The organism is Sphingomonas sp., from assembly GCF_039595165.1.
Taxonomy (GTDB): Bacteria; Pseudomonadota; Alphaproteobacteria; order Sphingomonadales; family Sphingomonadaceae; genus Sphingomonas.
In genome coordinates this window covers 1-16577 of the sequence record NZ_JBCNMA010000002.1, presented here as the reverse complement: position 1 = coordinate 16577, position 16577 = coordinate 1, and the positions used below count along the sequence as shown (strand labels likewise).

9 protein-coding genes and 1 pseudogene are annotated in these 16577 nt (G+C 66.1%); 7 read left to right on the top strand and 3 right to left on the bottom strand.

Going from position 1 to position 16577, the window contains the following annotated elements; translation table 11 throughout:
* The first annotated feature begins 9 nt into the window (after window positions 1–9).
* The 7 genes and pseudogenes from ABDV68_RS00500 to ABDV68_RS00470 all read left to right on the top strand — a co-directional run bounded on the left by ABDV68_RS00500 (window position 10) and on the right by ABDV68_RS00470 (window position 11880).
* Window positions 10–1548, top strand: coding sequence for a tryptophan halogenase family protein (locus tag ABDV68_RS00500; RefSeq protein WP_343517684.1), 1539 nt, complete (start codon window positions 10–12; stop codon window positions 1546–1548).
* Window positions 1545–3086 carry a tryptophan halogenase family protein gene (locus ABDV68_RS00495; RefSeq protein WP_343517683.1) on the top strand — a complete coding sequence of 514 codons (1542 nt, stop codon included), beginning with the start codon at window positions 1545–1547 and terminating at the stop codon, window positions 3084–3086. Before ABDV68_RS00500 ends, ABDV68_RS00495 begins: the two co-directional genes overlap by 4 nt.
* Before the next feature lie 39 nt (window positions 3087–3125).
* The gene (locus ABDV68_RS00490; RefSeq protein WP_343517682.1) at window positions 3126–4727 is read left to right on the top strand and encodes a beta-xylosidase; all 1602 of its coding nucleotides are present in this window, start codon (window positions 3126–3128) and stop codon (window positions 4725–4727) included.
* A gap of 63 nt (window positions 4728–4790) precedes the next feature.
* Window positions 4791–6425, top strand: coding sequence for a family 43 glycosylhydrolase (locus tag ABDV68_RS00485; RefSeq protein WP_343517681.1), 1635 nt, complete (start codon window positions 4791–4793; stop codon window positions 6423–6425).
* 61 nt (window positions 6426–6486) lie between these two features.
* Window positions 6487–7803 (top strand): annotated as a pseudogene (locus ABDV68_RS00480) (non-reducing end alpha-L-arabinofuranosidase family hydrolase).
* Window positions 7804–7807: 4 nt separating this feature from the next.
* Window positions 7808–10225 (top strand): glycoside hydrolase family 2 TIM barrel-domain containing protein, encoded by a 2418-nt coding sequence (locus tag ABDV68_RS00475; RefSeq protein ID WP_343517680.1) that lies wholly within the window; start codon window positions 7808–7810, stop codon window positions 10223–10225.
* Between the two features lie 23 nt (window positions 10226–10248).
* A complete protein-coding gene (locus ABDV68_RS00470) occupies window positions 10249–11880 on the top strand; it encodes an alpha-L-fucosidase (RefSeq protein ID WP_343517679.1) in 1632 nt (543 codons plus the stop codon).
* A 299-nt stretch (window positions 11881–12179) separates the two neighbouring features.
* Here the strand turns inward: ABDV68_RS00470 and ABDV68_RS00465 are convergent, their stop codons facing one another.
* From ABDV68_RS00465 to ABDV68_RS00455, 3 genes are all read right to left on the bottom strand, one after another.
* Window positions 12180–13400 (bottom strand): glycoside hydrolase family 27 protein, encoded by a 1221-nt coding sequence (locus tag ABDV68_RS00465; protein ID WP_343517726.1) that lies wholly within the window; start codon window positions 13398–13400, stop codon window positions 12180–12182.
* A gap of 310 nt (window positions 13401–13710) precedes the next feature.
* On the bottom strand, window positions 13711–15012 hold the full coding sequence (locus ABDV68_RS00460) for a VCBS repeat-containing protein (protein ID WP_343517678.1): 1302 nt from the start codon (window positions 15010–15012) through the stop codon (window positions 13711–13713).
* Between the two features lie 40 nt (window positions 15013–15052).
* Window positions 15053–16577, bottom strand: a 1525-nt coding sequence (locus tag ABDV68_RS00455; protein WP_343517677.1) for a GMC family oxidoreductase, incomplete at its 5' end; no start/stop codon positions are given.

Below are 16577 nucleotides of genomic sequence, written 5' to 3'. Positions count from 1 at the left end.
GAGGGGCGGATGAAAAAGCAGATCCTCATCGTCGGCGGCGGTACCGCGGGGTGGCTCGCTGCGGGCTATCTCGCCAAGCGGCTCGCTGCCGACCTTCCGGGCGGCGTCGATATCCGCCTGGTCGAATCCGCCGGGATCGGCATCCTGGGCGTCGGCGAGGGCACCTTTCCCACGATCCGCAAGACGCTGGGGACGATCGGGGTAGACGAGGCCGAGCTGGTGCGCCGCTGCGGCGCCACCTTCAAGCAGGGCGCCAAGTTCGTGAACTGGCGTACCGGAAGCGACGACCGGTATCTGCACGCCTTCCAGACGGCCGACGATCGTTCGGGGCTGGAACTGCTTCCTTACTGGCTGTTTGGCATCGCCGGCGACGAAGGCTGGGACATGGCCGCGACCCCGCAGCGCAAGGCGGCCGACGCGCATCGTGCGCCCAAGCTGCCCGCGCATCCCGACTATGCGGGACCGCTCAACTACGCGTTTCACTTCGACGCGGTGAAGCTGGCGGAACTGTTGCGCGACCAGTCGGTCGCCAATGGCGTCGCCCACCTTGTCGATACGGTCTCCGAAGTCGTGCTGGGCGAGGACGGCGCGATCGCTGGCGTGCGGACCGAAGCCAATGGCGTGCTGGAGGCTGACCTCTACATCGACTGCACCGGCTTTCGCGCGGAGCTGATCGGCAAGGCGCTCGGCATGCCCTGGCGTTCGTGCCGCGACGTGCTGTTCTGCGACAGCGCGATGGCGATGCAGGTGCCCTATCCCGCATCCGACAGCCCGATCGCCTCGACCACCGTCTCGACCGCGCAGGAAGCGGGGTGGATCTGGGACATCGGCCTCGATCATCGCCGTGGCGTCGGCCATGTCTATTCCTCCGCGCATACCGACGACGCGCGGGCAGAGGACGTGTTGCGTGGCTTCGCCGGGCCGGCGGGCGCGGATCTCGATGTTCGGAAATTCCGGTTCGAGGCGGGCTATCGCGAGATCAGCTGGCACAAGAACTGCGTCGCGATCGGGCTGTCGAGCGGGTTCTTCGAGCCGCTGGAGGCTACGGGAATCGTCTTCTCCGAAGTCGCCGCCGCGCTGGTTGCCAACCTGTTTCCCTGGGGCGGCGACTTCGAGACCTCCGCCCGCCAGTTCAACAAGATCATGCGCCGCCGCTATGAGCGCGCGCTCGACTTCATCAAGATGCACTATTTGCTGACACAGCGCCGTGACACCGCGTTCTGGCGCGACAATACCGAGCCGGGAAGCGCGCCCGACAGCCTGCACGAACTGCTCGACCGCTGGCGCTTCCGTCCGCCGAGCGAGCTCGACATCGATCCCAATATCGACATCTTTCCCGAGGCGAGCTGGCAATATGTGCTCTATGGCATGGGGTGGAAGACCGACCTGAGCGCCAGGGCCGGTGCCTATCGTTATTTCGATGACGCACGCGCCGCCTTTGCCGAGGTGCGGCGACAGGGCGACTATGCGGTGGCCAATCTCCCCACCAACCGCCAGCTCGTCGAACATGCGACGAAGCATGGTTTCGGATCGAAGGCGGCGGCATGACGGCCGGGGGTGTGGCACGGCCGATCACCAGCGTCGTGATCGTCGGCGGGGGAACCGCCGGTTGGATGACCGCCGCCACGCTCTCGCGGCTCGCCGCCGCGGGGGTGTCGGTAACATTGGTCGAATCCGACGAGATCGGTACGGTCGGCGTGGGCGAGGCGACCGTGCCGCCGCTCCACGACTTCAACGGCCTGCTGGGCATCGATGAGGACGAATTCGTCCGCGCCACCCAGGCGACGTTCAAGCTCGGCATCGAGTTCGTCAACTGGGGCCGGGAGGGCGATCGCTACATCCACCCCTTCGGCATCCACGGCCGTGACACCCAGGGGGTCAAGTTCCACCAGATCTGGCTGCGCCAGTCGCGGCTCAATGGATCGGACGGTGAGGTGGGACCGCTCTCCGATTATTGCCTGCCCACCGTCGCGGCGCGGCTGAACCGTTTCTCCCGCCCCTCGGCGAACCCGGCGGCGGTGCTGTCGTCAATGGCCTATGCCTTCCATTTCGACGCCGGCCTGTATGCGCGTTTCCTGCGCGGCTATGCCGAGGATCGCGGCGTCAAGCGCGTCGAGGGCAAGATCGCGACGGTCGAGCAGCATAGCGAGACCGGTTTCATCACCGCGGTCGTGCTCGGCGACGGCCGTCGCGTCGAAGGCGAGCTGTTCGTCGACTGCAGCGGCTTCCGCTCGCTGCTGCTCGGCGAGGCGCTGGGCGTCGGCTATCGCAGCTGGCTTCACTGGCTGCCGTGCGACCGCGCGATCGCGATTCCGTGCGAGAGCGTGGAGCCGCTCACGCCCTATACGCGTGCGACCGCCGGCAAAGCGGGTTGGCGGTGGCGCATCCCGCTGCAGCACCGCATCGGCAACGGCCATGTCTATTCGAGCGCGCATTGTGGCGACGAAGATGCGTTGCACGACCTGCTCGGCGGGCTCGACGGCGCGCCTGCCGCCGAGCCGCGCTACCTGCGCTTCACCCCCGGCCGGCGCGAGCGGCTGTGGGAGAAGAACTGCATCGCGATCGGCCTGTCGGGCGGCTTCATCGAGCCGCTCGAATCGACCAGCATTCACCTCATCCAGTCGGGCATCTTCCGCCTGATGGCGCTGTTCCCCGACACCGGCTTCGGCGAGGTCGAGCGTGACGAATACAACCGCTGGCTGACGCGCGAATACGACCAGGTGCGCGACTTCATCATCCTCCACTACCACGCCACCGAACGGAGCGATTCCAGTTTCTGGGACTATTGCCGGACGATGCCGGTGCCCGAGAGCCTGACCGAGCGGATCGAGCTGTGGCGCGGCAAGGCGCGCAACTTCAAGGCGCATGGCGATCTGTTCGGCGAGGACAGCTGGATCGCGGTGCTGCTCGGGCAGAATATCGTGCCGCGCGGGTACGATCCGCTCGCCGAGTCTTTGCCGATCCCCGAAACCGGCCGCTTCCTGCATCACCTGCGCGACGTGATCGGCAAGACCGCGGCTGCGATGCCCACCCATGAAGCGTTCATCGCACAGCATTGTGCGGCACGACCGCCCGGCGCGGCCTGACATGCGCCGCCCCGCCGCCAGACCAGTCAGGGATATGAAATGAGACGGAGTCGCTCCGCATCCAATCTGTTCGCCGGCGTGCTGCTGACCATTGCCGGCGCCGGCGCGGGCGCCGGCCCCGCGGCGCATGCGCAGGAGGTACGCCGCATCGAGATCGATGTCGCCAAGGCGGGCGCTCCGCTCGATCGCTCCTTCAACTTCTCGGTGGGCGCGGACTATCCCGGCACCCTGATCCGGCCCGACAGCCTGACGCAGCTCAAGACCGCGCGGGACGAACTCGGCTTCCGCTACATCCGCTTCCACGCGATCTTCCACGACGTGCTCGGCACCGTCCGCGTCGTCGACGGCGAGACCGTCTATGACTGGACCAAGATCGACCAGCTCTATGACGCGCTGCTCGGCATGGGGATCAAGCCGTTCGTTGAGCTGGGCTTCACGCCCGAGGCGATGGCGAGTTCGAAGCAGACGATCTTCTACTGGAAGGGCAACACGTCGCATCCCGAGCCCAAGGCCTGGGCCGCGCTGGTCGACGCGTTCGTGCGCCATCTGCGCCAGCGCTATGGCGAGGCGGAAGTGCGCAGCTGGTATTTCGAGGTGTGGAACGAGCCCAACCTCGCCGGATTCTGGGAGCGCGCCGACCGGAAGGCCTATTTCGAGCTCTATGAGAACAGCGCGCGCACGATCAAGGCGATCGACCCGGCGCTGCGCGTCGGCGGACCTTCCACCGCGGGCGCGGCCTGGGTCCCCGAGTTCCTCGACTATGCCGCCAGCCGCGGCATCCCGGTCGATTTCGTGACGACCCACACTTATGGCGTCGACGGCGGCTTCCTCGACGAGAAGGGCGAGGACGACAACAAGCTCTCGACCAATCCCGATGCGGTGACCGGCGACGTGCGGCGGGTTCGCCAGCAGATCGCGGCGTCCAAATTCCCCAACCTGCCGCTGTTCTTCACCGAATGGAGCGCGAGCTACAATCCGCGCGATCCCGTCCACGACAGCTATATCAGCGCCGCCTATGTCCTCTCCAAGCTCAAGGCGACGCGGCCTTATGCCCAGGGGATGAGCTACTGGACCTATAGCGATTTGTTCGAGGAAGCGGGGCCGCCGCCGAGGCCCTTCCATGGCGGCTTCGGCCTGGTCAACCGCGAGGGCATCCCCAAGGCCACGTTCTTCGCGTACAAATATCTGAACCAGCTCGACGGGCGCGAGGTGCCGTCGGCGGACGAGTCGGTGGTCGCCGCGACCGGAAAGGGCCGCACCGGCGTGGTGTTCTGGAACTGGACCCAGCCCGAGCAGACGCTGAGCAACCGGCCCTTCTTCACCGAGGTGCTGCCGGCACAGCCCGTGGCCCGGGCCGAGCTGCGCTTCGCCGGCCTTGCGCCGGGCACCTACCGGGTGACGGTGCGGCGCACGGGGTTCCAGGCGAACGACGCGCATACGCGCTACCTGCAAATGGGCTCGCCCAAGGACCTCAGCGCCGGGCAGCTCGGCGAGCTTCGCGCGCTGACGCAGGACAAGCCGGAAACGCGCGCGACCGTCCGGATCGGCGCCGATGGGCGCTACACGCTGCGCGTCCCGATGCGGACCAATGATGTGGTCTTCGCGCAGCTCGAGCCACTCGGGGCCGCGCCCCGCAAATAGCTTCGGGCCCCGCGCTCGGAATCGCCGCATCGGCGCATGCGCGCCGCGTTGGAGTTGAAGTCGATGGAAACCACGCGCCGCCAGACCCTTGCTCTTGCGCTGGCCGGGGCTGGTCTCACGCTGCCGGGCGGTGCGCGCACCGCCGCCGGATCGCCGCAAACGGACAGCTGCGGCGATCCGGCACCCGCGTGGAAGCCGGGGATCGAAGGCCAGCGCAAGGCGGATCTGGGCGACGGGCGCTACCTCAATCCCGTGCTCGCGGGCGACCGGCCCGACCCCAATGTGCTCAAGGACGGTGAGGACTATTACGCGACTTTCTCATCCTTCCAATATTATCCGGGCATCCCGATCTGGCATTCGCGCGACCTGGTGAACTGGACGCCGCTGACCAGCGCGCTCAAGCAGCATATCGGCATCGTCTGGGCGCTCGACATCGCCAAGCATGACGGGCGCTATTTCATCTACATCCCCGCGCTCGATCCCGGCGACGCCAAGCGCGGCATCAAGACCTGGGTGATCCACGCCGACAATATGGCCGGTCCGTGGAGCGATCCGATCGACATGAAGATCGACAATCTGATCGACCCGGGCCACGCCGTGGGCGAGGACGGCAAGCGCTATCTGTTCTTCAACGCAGGCAACCGCGTGCGGATCAGCGACGACGGCTTGTCGGCGGCGGGACCGGTCGAGCATGTCTATGGCGGCTGGCCGATCCCCGACGACTGGATCATCGAGGGCTTCGCGCTTGAAGGCCCCAAGGTGATGCGCCGCAACGGCTGGTTCTATCTCTTCTCGGGCCAGGGCGGCACGGCAGGCCCGCCGACCAGCCACATGGTGGTCGCGGCGCGCTCGCGCTCGATCGATGGCCCGTGGGAGAATTGCCCGCACAACCCGATCGTCCGCACCGCGAACCGCAAAGAGGCGTGGTGGTCGCGCGGCCACGCCACGCCGGTCGAGGGACCGGGCGGCGACTGGTGGATGATCTATCACGGCTATGAGAACGGTTTCCGCACTCTCGGCCGGCAGATGCTGCTCGAACCCATGGAATGGACCGCCGACGATTGGCCGCGCGCGCTGGGCGGCGACCTGTCGCGGCCGCTGGCCAAGCCACGCGGCACGCGTGCGGGGAAGCATGGCGCCGCGCTTTCGGGCTTCACCGGCGACATGTTCGCGACGCGCATGGCGTTCCAGACCATGGACCGCGACTATGCCGACCGGGTGCAGCTGAAGAACGGCACGTTGCGCCTCGCCGGCCGCGGCGCCGGGCCCGCCGATTGCTCGCCGCTCACCTTCGTCGCGGGCGACCGCGCCTATCAGATCGAGGTCGAGGTCGAGGTCGAGGGTGGCGCGCAAGGCGGCCTGCTGCTGTTCTACAACGAAAAGCTGTTCTGCGGCATCGGCCTCAGCGACGGCAAGCTCCACGCCTGGCGCATCGGTCAGGAGGAGCGCTGGCCCCCCGGCGGTCCCGCCTCCAGCCGCCGACTGCATATGCGGGTGGTCAACGACGAGAATATCGTAACCTTCTTCCACAGTCTCGACGGCAGAACCTGGACCAAGGAACGGTCGGTCGAGGTCGCCGGCTACAACCACAATGTGGCCGACGGCTTCCTCAGCCTCCGGCCGGCTTTCTACGCGGCGGGGAAGGGGGACGTGATCTTCCGCGCGCTATCCTATCGCGTACCCGTGCGTGGCGCGTAGCGGCGCCTCCGGCGACCAAGCGTAGCCGAGAGACCGGCTCAAGGGAATCCTGCCCCTCACAATGGATCCGACCGCCATGCGACGAATTCGAAACCGCACAAGCCGCCCATCGGCCTTCGTGATGCTCAGCTCTCTCCTCGGAGCTGCGTCCGCGACGATCGCGCTCCCGGCCTATGCGCAGATCACGACGGGACAAGCCGCGGCCGTCGAAGCATCCCCGGCTGAGCCTCGCCCATCCGTCCCGGCATCGGCGCGGCCAACGGAGGGCGGCAGCCGCTTCCAATGGTCCTCGACCGCGCCGCTCATCCTGCCCAGGTCAGATGCGGCGCATCGGCTGGTTGCGGTCAAGGATCCGTCGGTCGTCTATGCGAACGGCAAATTTCATGTGTTCATGACGACGGCCGGCCCTCAGGGCTGGGGACTCGCCTATACAAGCTTTCGCACCTGGCGTGAGGCGCGAGGCGCGCGCCTGACGTTCCTCGACCGGTCGGGTATCGGCCCGGGGTATCGCGCCGCGCCCCAGGTCTTCTACTTTGCGCCGCAGAAGCGCTGGTACATGATCTTCCAGGGCGGCGACCCCCTCTATTCAACGACCAGCACCATTGACGATCCGCTATCCTGGAGCGCGCCAAAGCCCTTTTTCACGTCTGTGCCGGATATGGTCAAAGGGGACGATGGCCGGCCGATCTGGCTGGATTTCTGGGTGATCTGCGACGACAGTCGCTGCCATCTCTTCAATACCGGAGACAATGGCCGCCTCTATCGGTCCGAGACCTCGCTGCAGCATTTTCCGCGGGGTTTCGGAAATATGCAGGTCGTGTTGAACGATACGCGCGACCGCTTGTTCGAGGCCAGCATGACCTACAAGGTCGCGGGTACCGGCACCTACGTCACGATGGTCGAGGCGATCGGGCCGAAGGGGCGCTATTTTCGCTCCTGGACCAGCGATCGGCTCGACGGATCCTGGACGCCTTCGGCTGACAGCCTGGCCGATCCGTTCGCTGGATCGGGCAGCGTCGATTACCCGGGCGGGCGCTGAACGCTCGACATATCGCATGGCGAGCTGATTCGCGCGGGCAACGACCAGAGCTTGACCATCGATCCCTGCAACCCGCTGCGGTTTCTCTACCAGGGAGTCGATCCGCGCGCGGACCCGAGCGATTATCTCAATCTTCCTTATCGGCTCGGCTTGCTCACCGCCGCGAGGCCAAATCCGATTTCGGCGATGTGCCGCGCAAAGACGGCGCCCGCGCATCTCTCCGGCACCAAAGTCACGTGGTCCAAGGCGCCGAACGGAATCCGGATCATGGTGCCGGCAGCATCGCGCGGCGCGGCCGTGACCGCCGTGGAGGCGAAGGGCGGCGATGCGGTTCGTTAGGTGGATGACCCACGCGTTGGCCGCCGCGGCGGCGGTCGCCGGCATGGCTGCTCCGGCCTCGGCCCAGATCCGCAACCTGTCGCAGGACTGGCTGTTTCATCGCGGCGACGTTGCCGGCGGCGAGCGGCCGCGGCTCGACGACCTGCGCTGGCGGAAGGTGGTCGTGCCGCATGATTGGGGGATCATGGACAGGCCCGACGGCTCGCCTCCCTTCGATCCCAAGGCGGTGGCCGGACAGGACTCCGGCTATCTGCCCGGCGGAAAGGGCTGGTATCGTCGGCATCTGACGCTGAGCGCGGCCGAGGCCGCCTGCATGGCGCGGCTCAAGTTCGAGGCCGTGTACATGGACGCCGATATCTGGCTCAACGGCGAGCATCTCGGCCGGCATCGTTACGGCTATACCGCGTTCGCGTTCGATCTCACCGGAAAGCTGCGCGCGGGGCGCAATGTCATCGCCGTTCGCGTGAACCACGAGGATCCTTCCTCGCGCTGGTATGCCGGGTCCGGCATCATTCGCCCGGTCACGCTCGAGTTGTCGAGCCGCGTCCATCTCGATCCGGACAGTATCTTCGTCGCCACGCCGGTCGCCACCCAACAGCGCGGCGTGGTTTCGGTGCGCGCCGCCATCGCGAACCGGTCGAACGAGCCCGCGCGCGTCGAGCTGATCTCGCGCGTGGTCTCTCGCGCGGGCAAGGTGGTCGGCGAGGCCCGCGAGGTCCGGTCGGTCGCGCCGGGCGGGCGCGACGAGGGCGTGCAGACGCTGGAACTCGCCCGCCCCTCCTTGTGGTCGCCCGACGCCCCGAACCTCTACACGCTGGTCCAGCAAGTGCGCGTCGGCGGCGAGCTGGCCGATGAGCGCCGCACGCGCTTCGGCCTGCGCACCATCACGATCGACGCCCGTCAGGGCCTGCGCATCAACGGCGCGCCGGTGAAGCTGCGCGGCGGCAACATCCATCACGACAATTACATGATCGGCGCCGCCGGCGCGCCCAACGCCGACCGGCGCAAGGTCCGGTTGATGAAGGCGGCGGGCTACAATGCGATTCGCAACGCGCACAACCCCGCCAGCCAGGCGACGCTCAATGCCGCCGACGAGCTCGGGATGCTGGTCATCGACGAGGCCTTCGACGCCTGGACCAAGAGCAAGCGGGACCGCGACTATGCCCGCTTCTTCGCCGAGAACTGGGCGCAGGACATCGACAGCATGGTGCGCAGCGGCCGCAATCATCCGAGCGTGCTGTTCTGGAGCATCGGCAACGAGATTCCCGAACAGGGCGCCCCTGAGGGCGTCGCGACGGCGCGCCAACTCGCCGAACGCATCCGGCAGCTCGATCCCACACGACCGGTGACTCAGGCGGTAAGCATCGATCCCCCGCAAAGCCGCGCGCAATCCGCGGTTCTCGATGTGGCCGGCTATAACTATCGGGCGCATCTGTTCGAGGAAGAGCACAAGCGCCTGCCCGAGCAGGTCATGTACACGTCGGAATCCGTGTCCAAGGATGCGTTCTCCTATTGGCGCACGGTCGAGACGAATCCCTGGGTCATCGGCGACTTCGTGTGGACGGCGGTGGACTATCTCGGAGAGAGCGGCATCGGCTGGATGGGCTATAGCCAGGACTGGCAGAAGCTCGGCCCCTATCCCTGGCACCTCGCCTATTGCGGCGAGATCGACGCGACCGGCCGGAAGCGGCCGGCGGCCTATTATCGTCAGATCCTGTGGAAGACCGGCATCGATCCGATCGCCGCCTTCGTCCGCCAGCCTGCCGGGACCGAGGATCTGCCCGATCGCTTCTTCTTCCCGATCAAGCCGCCGCATCTCGATTGGTCGCTCGAGGACGTCCATCCGAGCTGGAGCTGGGCGGGCCAGGAGAAGAAGCCGCTCGAGGTGGTGGTCTATTCCGAGTTCCCCGAAGTCGAGCTGACGCTGAATGGAAAAAGCCTTGGTCGCAAGGCTGTCGGTCTCGCCACCCGGTATCAGGCGCTGTTCACGGTGCCGTATGAAGCGGGCGAACTCGTCGCGATCGGCTATCGCGAGGGGCGGCCGGCCGGCCGGTGGACGCTGCGTACCGCGGGCGACGCCGCTCGTGCCGATCTGTCGTCGGACCGCCGGCAACTGCCCGCCGACGGCGAGGCGCTGGCCTATGTGGCGATCGAGCTGAAGGACGCGGCCGGCACGCCGCTTTACGCTCGCGCCGGGGATCGCCGGGTGCGCGTCCGGGTGAGCGGTGCGGGAACGCTGGCAGGCATCGGCAACGGCGATCCGCGCGATGCCGCCAGCTTCCAGTCCGGGGAGCGCAGCACCTTTCACGGACGAGTCTTCGCGGCGATCCGCGCCGGAAACAAGCCAGGCCCGATCGTCATCGAGGTCGAGGCCGACGGGCTCCCTTCACGGCAGATCCGCCTGAACGCCGTCCGTCCATAGCTGCTCTTATTTGGGAGACGACGATGATTTCGAAGCGTGACTTTCTCAAGGCCGGCGCTGCGACCGGCGTGTCCGCACTGGCTGCCTCGGCTCATGCCGGACCCGGCCTGGCTCAAGCGGCCGGGCCATTCCGTCCGAGCTGGGATTCCTTCACCTCGACCTATCAGGCGCCGGACTGGTTCCGCGATGCCAAGTTCGGGATCTGGGCGCATTGGAGTGCGCAATGCGTGCCCGAAGCGGGCGACTGGTATGCGCGGCACATGTATATGCAGGGCGAGCCGCAATATGAGCATCATCTGAAGCATTTCGGCCATCCGGCCGATCTCGGCTTCATGGAGATGAACAACCGCTGGAAGGCCGAAAAGTGGAATCCCGACGATCTGCTGGATCTGTATCGCAGTGCCGGCGCCCGCTATTTCGTCGCGCTGGCGAACCATCACGACAATTTCGACAATTATGCATCGAAATACCATGAATGGAACTCCACCCGCGTCGGGCCGAAACGGGATCTGATCGGGATCTGGGCCAAGGCGGCGCGCGCCCGCGGCCTGCGCTTCGGCGTGTCCAACCATTCAGCGCATGCCTGGCACTGGTTCCAGACCGCCTATGGCTATGATCCGGTCGGACCCCGCGCGGGACAGCGCTATGACGCCTGGAAGCTGACCAAGGCCGATGGCCGCGGGAAATGGTGGGACGGGCTCGATCCCCAGAACCTGTATTGCGGCCGCAATGCCGCGCTGGCCGACGGGATCACGACGCTCGCGGCCGCCAGGAAGTGGCAATGGGAACATAACGGCAAATGGGACGAGAACCCGCCCGCGAAGAATCCGGAGTTCGTCAAACGCTGGTATCTGCGCTGCAAGGATCTGATCGACAGCTATCAGCCCGACCTGCTTTATTTCGACAATTTCGACCTTCCGCTGGGTCAGGCCGGGCTCGACATCACCGCCTATTTCTACAACAGCTCGCACAAGCGGCACGGCAAGCTCGACGTCGTCGTCAATGCGAAGAACATGCCCGAAGCGCGCCGCGCCGCCTTGGTGGAGGATGTGGAGCGGGGCTTTCGCAGCGGGATCCAGCCGCATCCCTGGCAGACCGATACCTGTCTCGGCGACTGGCACTACAACCGCCAGCGCTTCATCGACAAATCCTATATGGGCGCCGCGGCGGTCGTGCACCGGCTGTGCGACGTGGTCGCGAAGAACGGCAATCTGCTCCTCAGCGTTCCGCTACGCGGCGACGGCTCGATCGACTCCGAAGAGCGCCGCATCGTCAAGGAAGTCGGCGGCTGGACCAGCCGGTTCGGCGAGGCGATCTATGGAACCCGCCCGTGGGGCGTCTTTGGCGAGGGACCGACGGAAGTGGAATCGGGACAATTCGGCGAAGGCAAGGTGAAGCCGTTCACGGCAGCCGACATCCGCTTCACCACCAAGCGCGGGGCGCTCTATGCGATGACGCTCGGCCGGCCTCAGTCGGGCACCGTGCTGATCCGTTCGCTGGCGGGCAGGCCGGTCGACAGGGTCGAGGTGGTCGGTGCTGCGGCGCCGCTGCGATTCCAGTCGCGGCCTGGAGGCATCGAAATCTCCCTGCCGGACTCGGCGAGCCACGCATTCGGCGTCGCGCTCAAGATCATGGGACCGGGATTGGTCGGCTGACCTGATCTGGAGGCGATCCGAAAGAGAACAGTGCCCGGAAAGCCTGCGATCTCCAATCTGTGGGACAGCAGCGAACGCAAGGGATTCGACTATCTGGCCAGCTACCGATGGCCGCACGCTTTATGTCAACACGACCATCGAACCCAAGCTGGTCGCCATAAAGGGACGCCAATCCGGCTGCTGGCCGGCAAGACACGGAATGCCACCCTGCGCCTAGAGCCCTATGGCGTTGATTGGCTGCGCTAATACGACCGGTGCTGCCGCTTCGGCGACGGCACCGGCTGATAGGTTGGAGCACCTCAGCTAAGTTTGAAGAACGCCGATTGGTGGTCGCGGAGCTCGAGTGAAATCCGGGTATCGACGTCGCCGGTGCGCCCTGTCCACAAATCCGTCGCCTTCGCCGTTCGTGGCGCGCCGATCGCCTTCAATTCCTGTTCGATCACCCGCGGATGGTCGCCGATATTGAACAGCGCGAGATAGCGGCTCTTGCCGTCGGCGGCTTCGGCGGTCCAGACGACCCGCTCGCCATCGTTCGAGACCTGGACATTGTTGCGGCTATGCTGGTTGACCGCGATCACCTCGCGGTTGGTGAGCAGCTTCAGCGTGGCCTCGTCGAGCGCGCGGAGGTCCCCGCCCATGATGAGCGGCGAACGCGCGATCGACCAAAGCGTCATCAGGGTCTGCTGCTCCTCCGCCGTGAACTTGGTCTTGCGCGATCCCATGGCGAGCACGCCAAGGGGGAGCATGTCCGCGTCGGGCCATGCGCCAGGCCGGCGATAGATGTTCCAAGCGGCAAGCCGCGCGAACTGCTCCTTGAGCAGTTTCCATTCGTCCCAGAAATCATCGGAGATGCGCCACATCTGCGCATGCTGCTGCGCGTGCGGCCCCCATTCCAGATCGGTTTCTCCCGGAGAGAGGCTGAGGATCATCGGCCGGCCCGACGCGCCGATCGCGGCCTGCGCGGCCTCGATCTCCGGCCAGTTGATGCCATATGGACGGCTCATGTCGTCCATCTTCACGAAATCGACGCCCCATTCGGCGAACAGCCGGAACACCGAATTGTAATATTCTTGGGCGCCCGCTTTGCTCATGTCCACGCCGAACATGTCGGTGTTCCATGTGCAGACGGAATTGGGATTGGCGATGTCGCGTGCCGTATAGCCAGTGCCGAGGATCGGCAGATCGCGTTCATAGGCGAGCCTCGGAATTCCGCGCATCAGATGCACGCCGAATTTCAGGCCCAGCGCATGAATCCGATCGGCCAATGGCCGGAAGCCACGGCCGCCGACCGCGGAAGGAAAGCGATTGGGCGCCGGGAGCAGCCGCCCGTGACCGTCCATCGCCGGTTCTGCACCCTGGCGGTACGTATAGCCGGTCGCCCCCGGTTCATACCATTGGATATCCACCGTAAAGACATCGTACCCGAAGGGGAGCAGCTTGCCGGCCATGATCTTGGCGGTCTCGATCGCCTGGGCCTCTGTCAGCGTTGTCGCGAACGAGTTCCAGCTGTTCCATCCCATCGGAGGAGTGGGGGCCCGAACGCCTCGCGGTTCCGCGTCCTGGATGCGCGCGGCCGCTGCGCTCGACTCGGCGATTGCGGCAACTGAGAACAGCGCTGGTAACACGACAAGCTCACGACGGTTGACGACCACTCTGTCCTCCCTTTTTGTCGACTATTGAATGCCGCGGAACGCCGAGCGCCATCGCTGGCGGCTAGCGAAGGTTTGAGGGCGAAGCGGCACCGGCACCTGCCGTCCCGCCCAGGCCGGCGCGTCCGAGCGCGGCGCTCACGCGCTGTGGCTGCGACCCCGCAGCGTCGGCGCGGCCGCTTCACCGCTCCCCGAACAGCAACCGTAGCTGCGTACCCCAGCCTCCGATGAAAAGATCGTCGATTCCGTCCCGGTTCACGTCGCCCACGGCCATGCTCCAGCTCCGGCCGGACACGGTGTCGGGTAACGCGGAGGTCGTCACGTCGCGGAAACGGCCGGTGCCGTCATTGATGTAGGCGCGGAGCTGGAGCGGCTTGAAGCCCGGCACTTCGATCGCACCGATGAGCAGGTCGGGATGGCCGTCGCGATTGACGTCCATCACCGCACCGCCCCAGCTCGAAAAGCGATTGGCGGGAAGCCGCTGTGCGGTTTCGTCAACGAACCGTCCCGATGCGTCCTGCACCAGCAGCCGCGCCTGAGGATCCTTTTCCCATTTCCCCGCATTGCTCGTCAGGTTGAGCAGGAGGATGTCCGGCCGTTGGTCGCCATTGGCGTCCAGCACATGCGCCTCGCGCGTCTCGAGCGGCGTGAGCTGCTGGAGCTTCTCGGAGGCTTCGGTGAAACGGCCCCTGCCGTCGTTGACCAGCAAGCGGGTAGGGGGCGCCTCGGTGGCGACGATCATGTCGAGGTCGTGATCGCCATCGATATCGGCGAGCGCCACGCTCTGGGCCTGATTGCGGATGGCGGGCAGATGCGTGCTCGTCGCGTCGATGAACCAGCCGGGGCGGCGGGGGTCGTTCAGCCACAGGAAGTTGCCGCCGCCCTGCTCGCCCTTCTCGCCCGAAATGCCCGAATTTCCAACGACGATGTCTGGCAGGCGGTCGCCGTTCACGTCGCCCACCGCCAGCCCGTTGCCGACGCTCCGCCCCGGCAGCCGCTCGCTCGCGTCGACGAAGCTGCCATCGCCGCGGCCGAGGAAGAACTGGTGCGTCCGATCGTCTTCGGCGACAAAGACCAGATCGACGTGGCCGTCCCGATCGAAATCGGCGGCGCGGACGTGTTCGGTATCGTGCGGGCGTTTCCCGAACGCCCCCTCGCGCCATATGTAGCGGCCCTGGCCGTCGTTCAAATAAAGCCGGTTGGGAGCGCCCTCGACCGCAAGCGCCGCATCGAGATCGCCGTCATGGTCGAAATCGGCCAGTGCGATGTCGAGCGCGTGCAACTCGGGCGCTTGCGGCACATGGGTCGCCGTCACGTCGCGGAACGCCGGGCGCGCGGTTTCTTCCGCGGGGCCTTGCGCGCGACACGCCCCCGCCGTCATCAGCGCTACCGCGCAAAGCAGCGGCCGGAGGCGGCGTCGGGGTTTGTCGGCAGTCGGATCCATCGCGCGCTCCCTTCCGTCCCCCGGCCCAACCGCCGCCATGCCCGTGCAGGGGAATGGCGGCGAGGAGGCAAGACCCGTTCTAGATTGCGCCCGCCTTCAACTGCTTGACCGCCTGGTCGGCGGCGCGCGCCGTGAACGCCATGAAGGTCAGCGACGGGTTGACGCACGAGATCGAGGGCATCTGCGCGCCGTCGGTGACGAAGAGGTTGGCAGCATCGTGCGCCTGACTCCATTTGTTGAGCACCGACTGGCGCGGATCGGCGCCCATGCGCGCCCCGCCCATCTCGTGGATGGCGTCGCCGGGAACATGCTCGCCGCGGTAACTCGTCACGTTGAGCAGGCCCGCCGCCCTGAGCATCTTCTCGCCCTCGGCTCGCGCGTCGTCCATCATGCGGATCTCGTTCTCGCGGAAGGTGACGTCGAAGCGCATCAGCGGGATGCCGAACCGATCGACCTTGTCGGCATGCAGGCTGACGCGATTATCCTCATAGGGCAGGCATTCGCCGAACGCGCCCATGCCGAACTTCCACGGGCCGTAGCGGCGCATGCCGTGCTTCATCGACGCGCCGAATCCCTCGGGATAGGCCGGGGAGCGGGATGCCCCGCCCTGGTACCCATAGCCGCGGCGGAAGCCCACGCCCTCTTCGCCACCGACATTGCGGAAGCGTGGGATATAGACGCCGCCGGGACGTCGGCCATATTCGATGAAATCGGTGAATCCTGGGACCTCGCCGGAGATGCCGACGCGGAAGATATGGTCCATCACATAGCGGCCGAGCGTGCCGCTGGCGTCGAAATGGCTTTTGCCGCTGCCTTCCGGGCGCGAGTTCATCAGGATCTGCGTCGATGCCATCGCGGAGGCGCAGAGGAATACCAGCCGCGCGGGAATGACCTCAGCCTTGCGGGTCTTGGTGTCGACCAGGCGGACACCCGTCACCCTCTTGGTCTTGGTGTCATATTCGAGATTGGAGACGACCGCGTCGGATCTGAGCGTCAGGCGGCCCGTGGCGCGCGCGGCGGGCAGGGTGACCGCCTGCGTCGAGAAATAGGCGCCGAACGAGCAGCCGCGCCCGCATTGTGCGCGGAACTGGCACTTGGTGCGTCCCTGATCCTCCTTGTCCTCGGTCATGTTGGACATGCGGCAGTTGATCAGCTTGCGCCCCGGCATATTCGCTTCGAGCCGTTCCTTGATCCACTTCTCCGCGATATTCATCGGGATCGGAGGCTGGAACTGGCTGTCGGGGAGCTGCGGGAGGTTCTCGCGCGAGCCGGAGACGCCGGCGAACTTCTCGACATAGTCATACCACGGTGCGATGTCGTCATAGCGGATCGGCCAGTCGATCCCGACATTCTCGCGCTTGTTCGCCTCGAAATCCTCGGGGCTCCAGCGAAAGCTCCAGCGCCCCCAGATCAGCGATTTGCCGCCGACCGCCCCCGGGCGAATCCAGTAGAATTTCTCGCCTTCGCCATAGGCATAGGGATTGAGCCGGTCATTGTTGTAATGCTTCTGGCTGCTTGGCGAGACATAGCCGTTCTTGGCGATGAAATAATCGCTCTCGATCAGCCGCTTCGGCATCATGTCTCGCCAAGCAGCCAGAAGCATT

Bases quoted from the DNA above. Each gene is read 5' to 3' on its own strand.
- ABDV68_RS00485 (WP_343517681.1), top strand. From the start codon at position 4,791: ATGGAAACCACGCGCCGCCAGACCCTTGCTCTTGCGCTGGCCGGGGCT.
- ABDV68_RS00465 (WP_343517726.1), bottom strand. From the start codon at position 13,400: ATGGGATGGAACAGCTGGAACTCGTTCGCGACAACGCTGACAGAGGCC.
- ABDV68_RS00490 (WP_343517682.1), top strand. From the start codon at position 3,126: ATGAGACGGAGTCGCTCCGCATCCAATCTGTTCGCCGGCGTGCTGCTG.
- ABDV68_RS00470 (WP_343517679.1), top strand. From the start codon at position 10,249: ATGATTTCGAAGCGTGACTTTCTCAAGGCCGGCGCTGCGACCGGCGTG.
- ABDV68_RS00460 (WP_343517678.1), bottom strand. From the start codon at position 15,012: ATGGCGGCGGTTGGGCCGGGGGACGGAAGGGAGCGCGCGATGGATCCG.
- ABDV68_RS00500 (WP_343517684.1), top strand. From the start codon at position 10: ATGAAAAAGCAGATCCTCATCGTCGGCGGCGGTACCGCGGGGTGGCTC.
- ABDV68_RS00495 (WP_343517683.1), top strand. From the start codon at position 1,545: ATGACGGCCGGGGGTGTGGCACGGCCGATCACCAGCGTCGTGATCGTC.
- ABDV68_RS00475 (WP_343517680.1), top strand. From the start codon at position 7,808: ATGACCCACGCGTTGGCCGCCGCGGCGGCGGTCGCCGGCATGGCTGCT.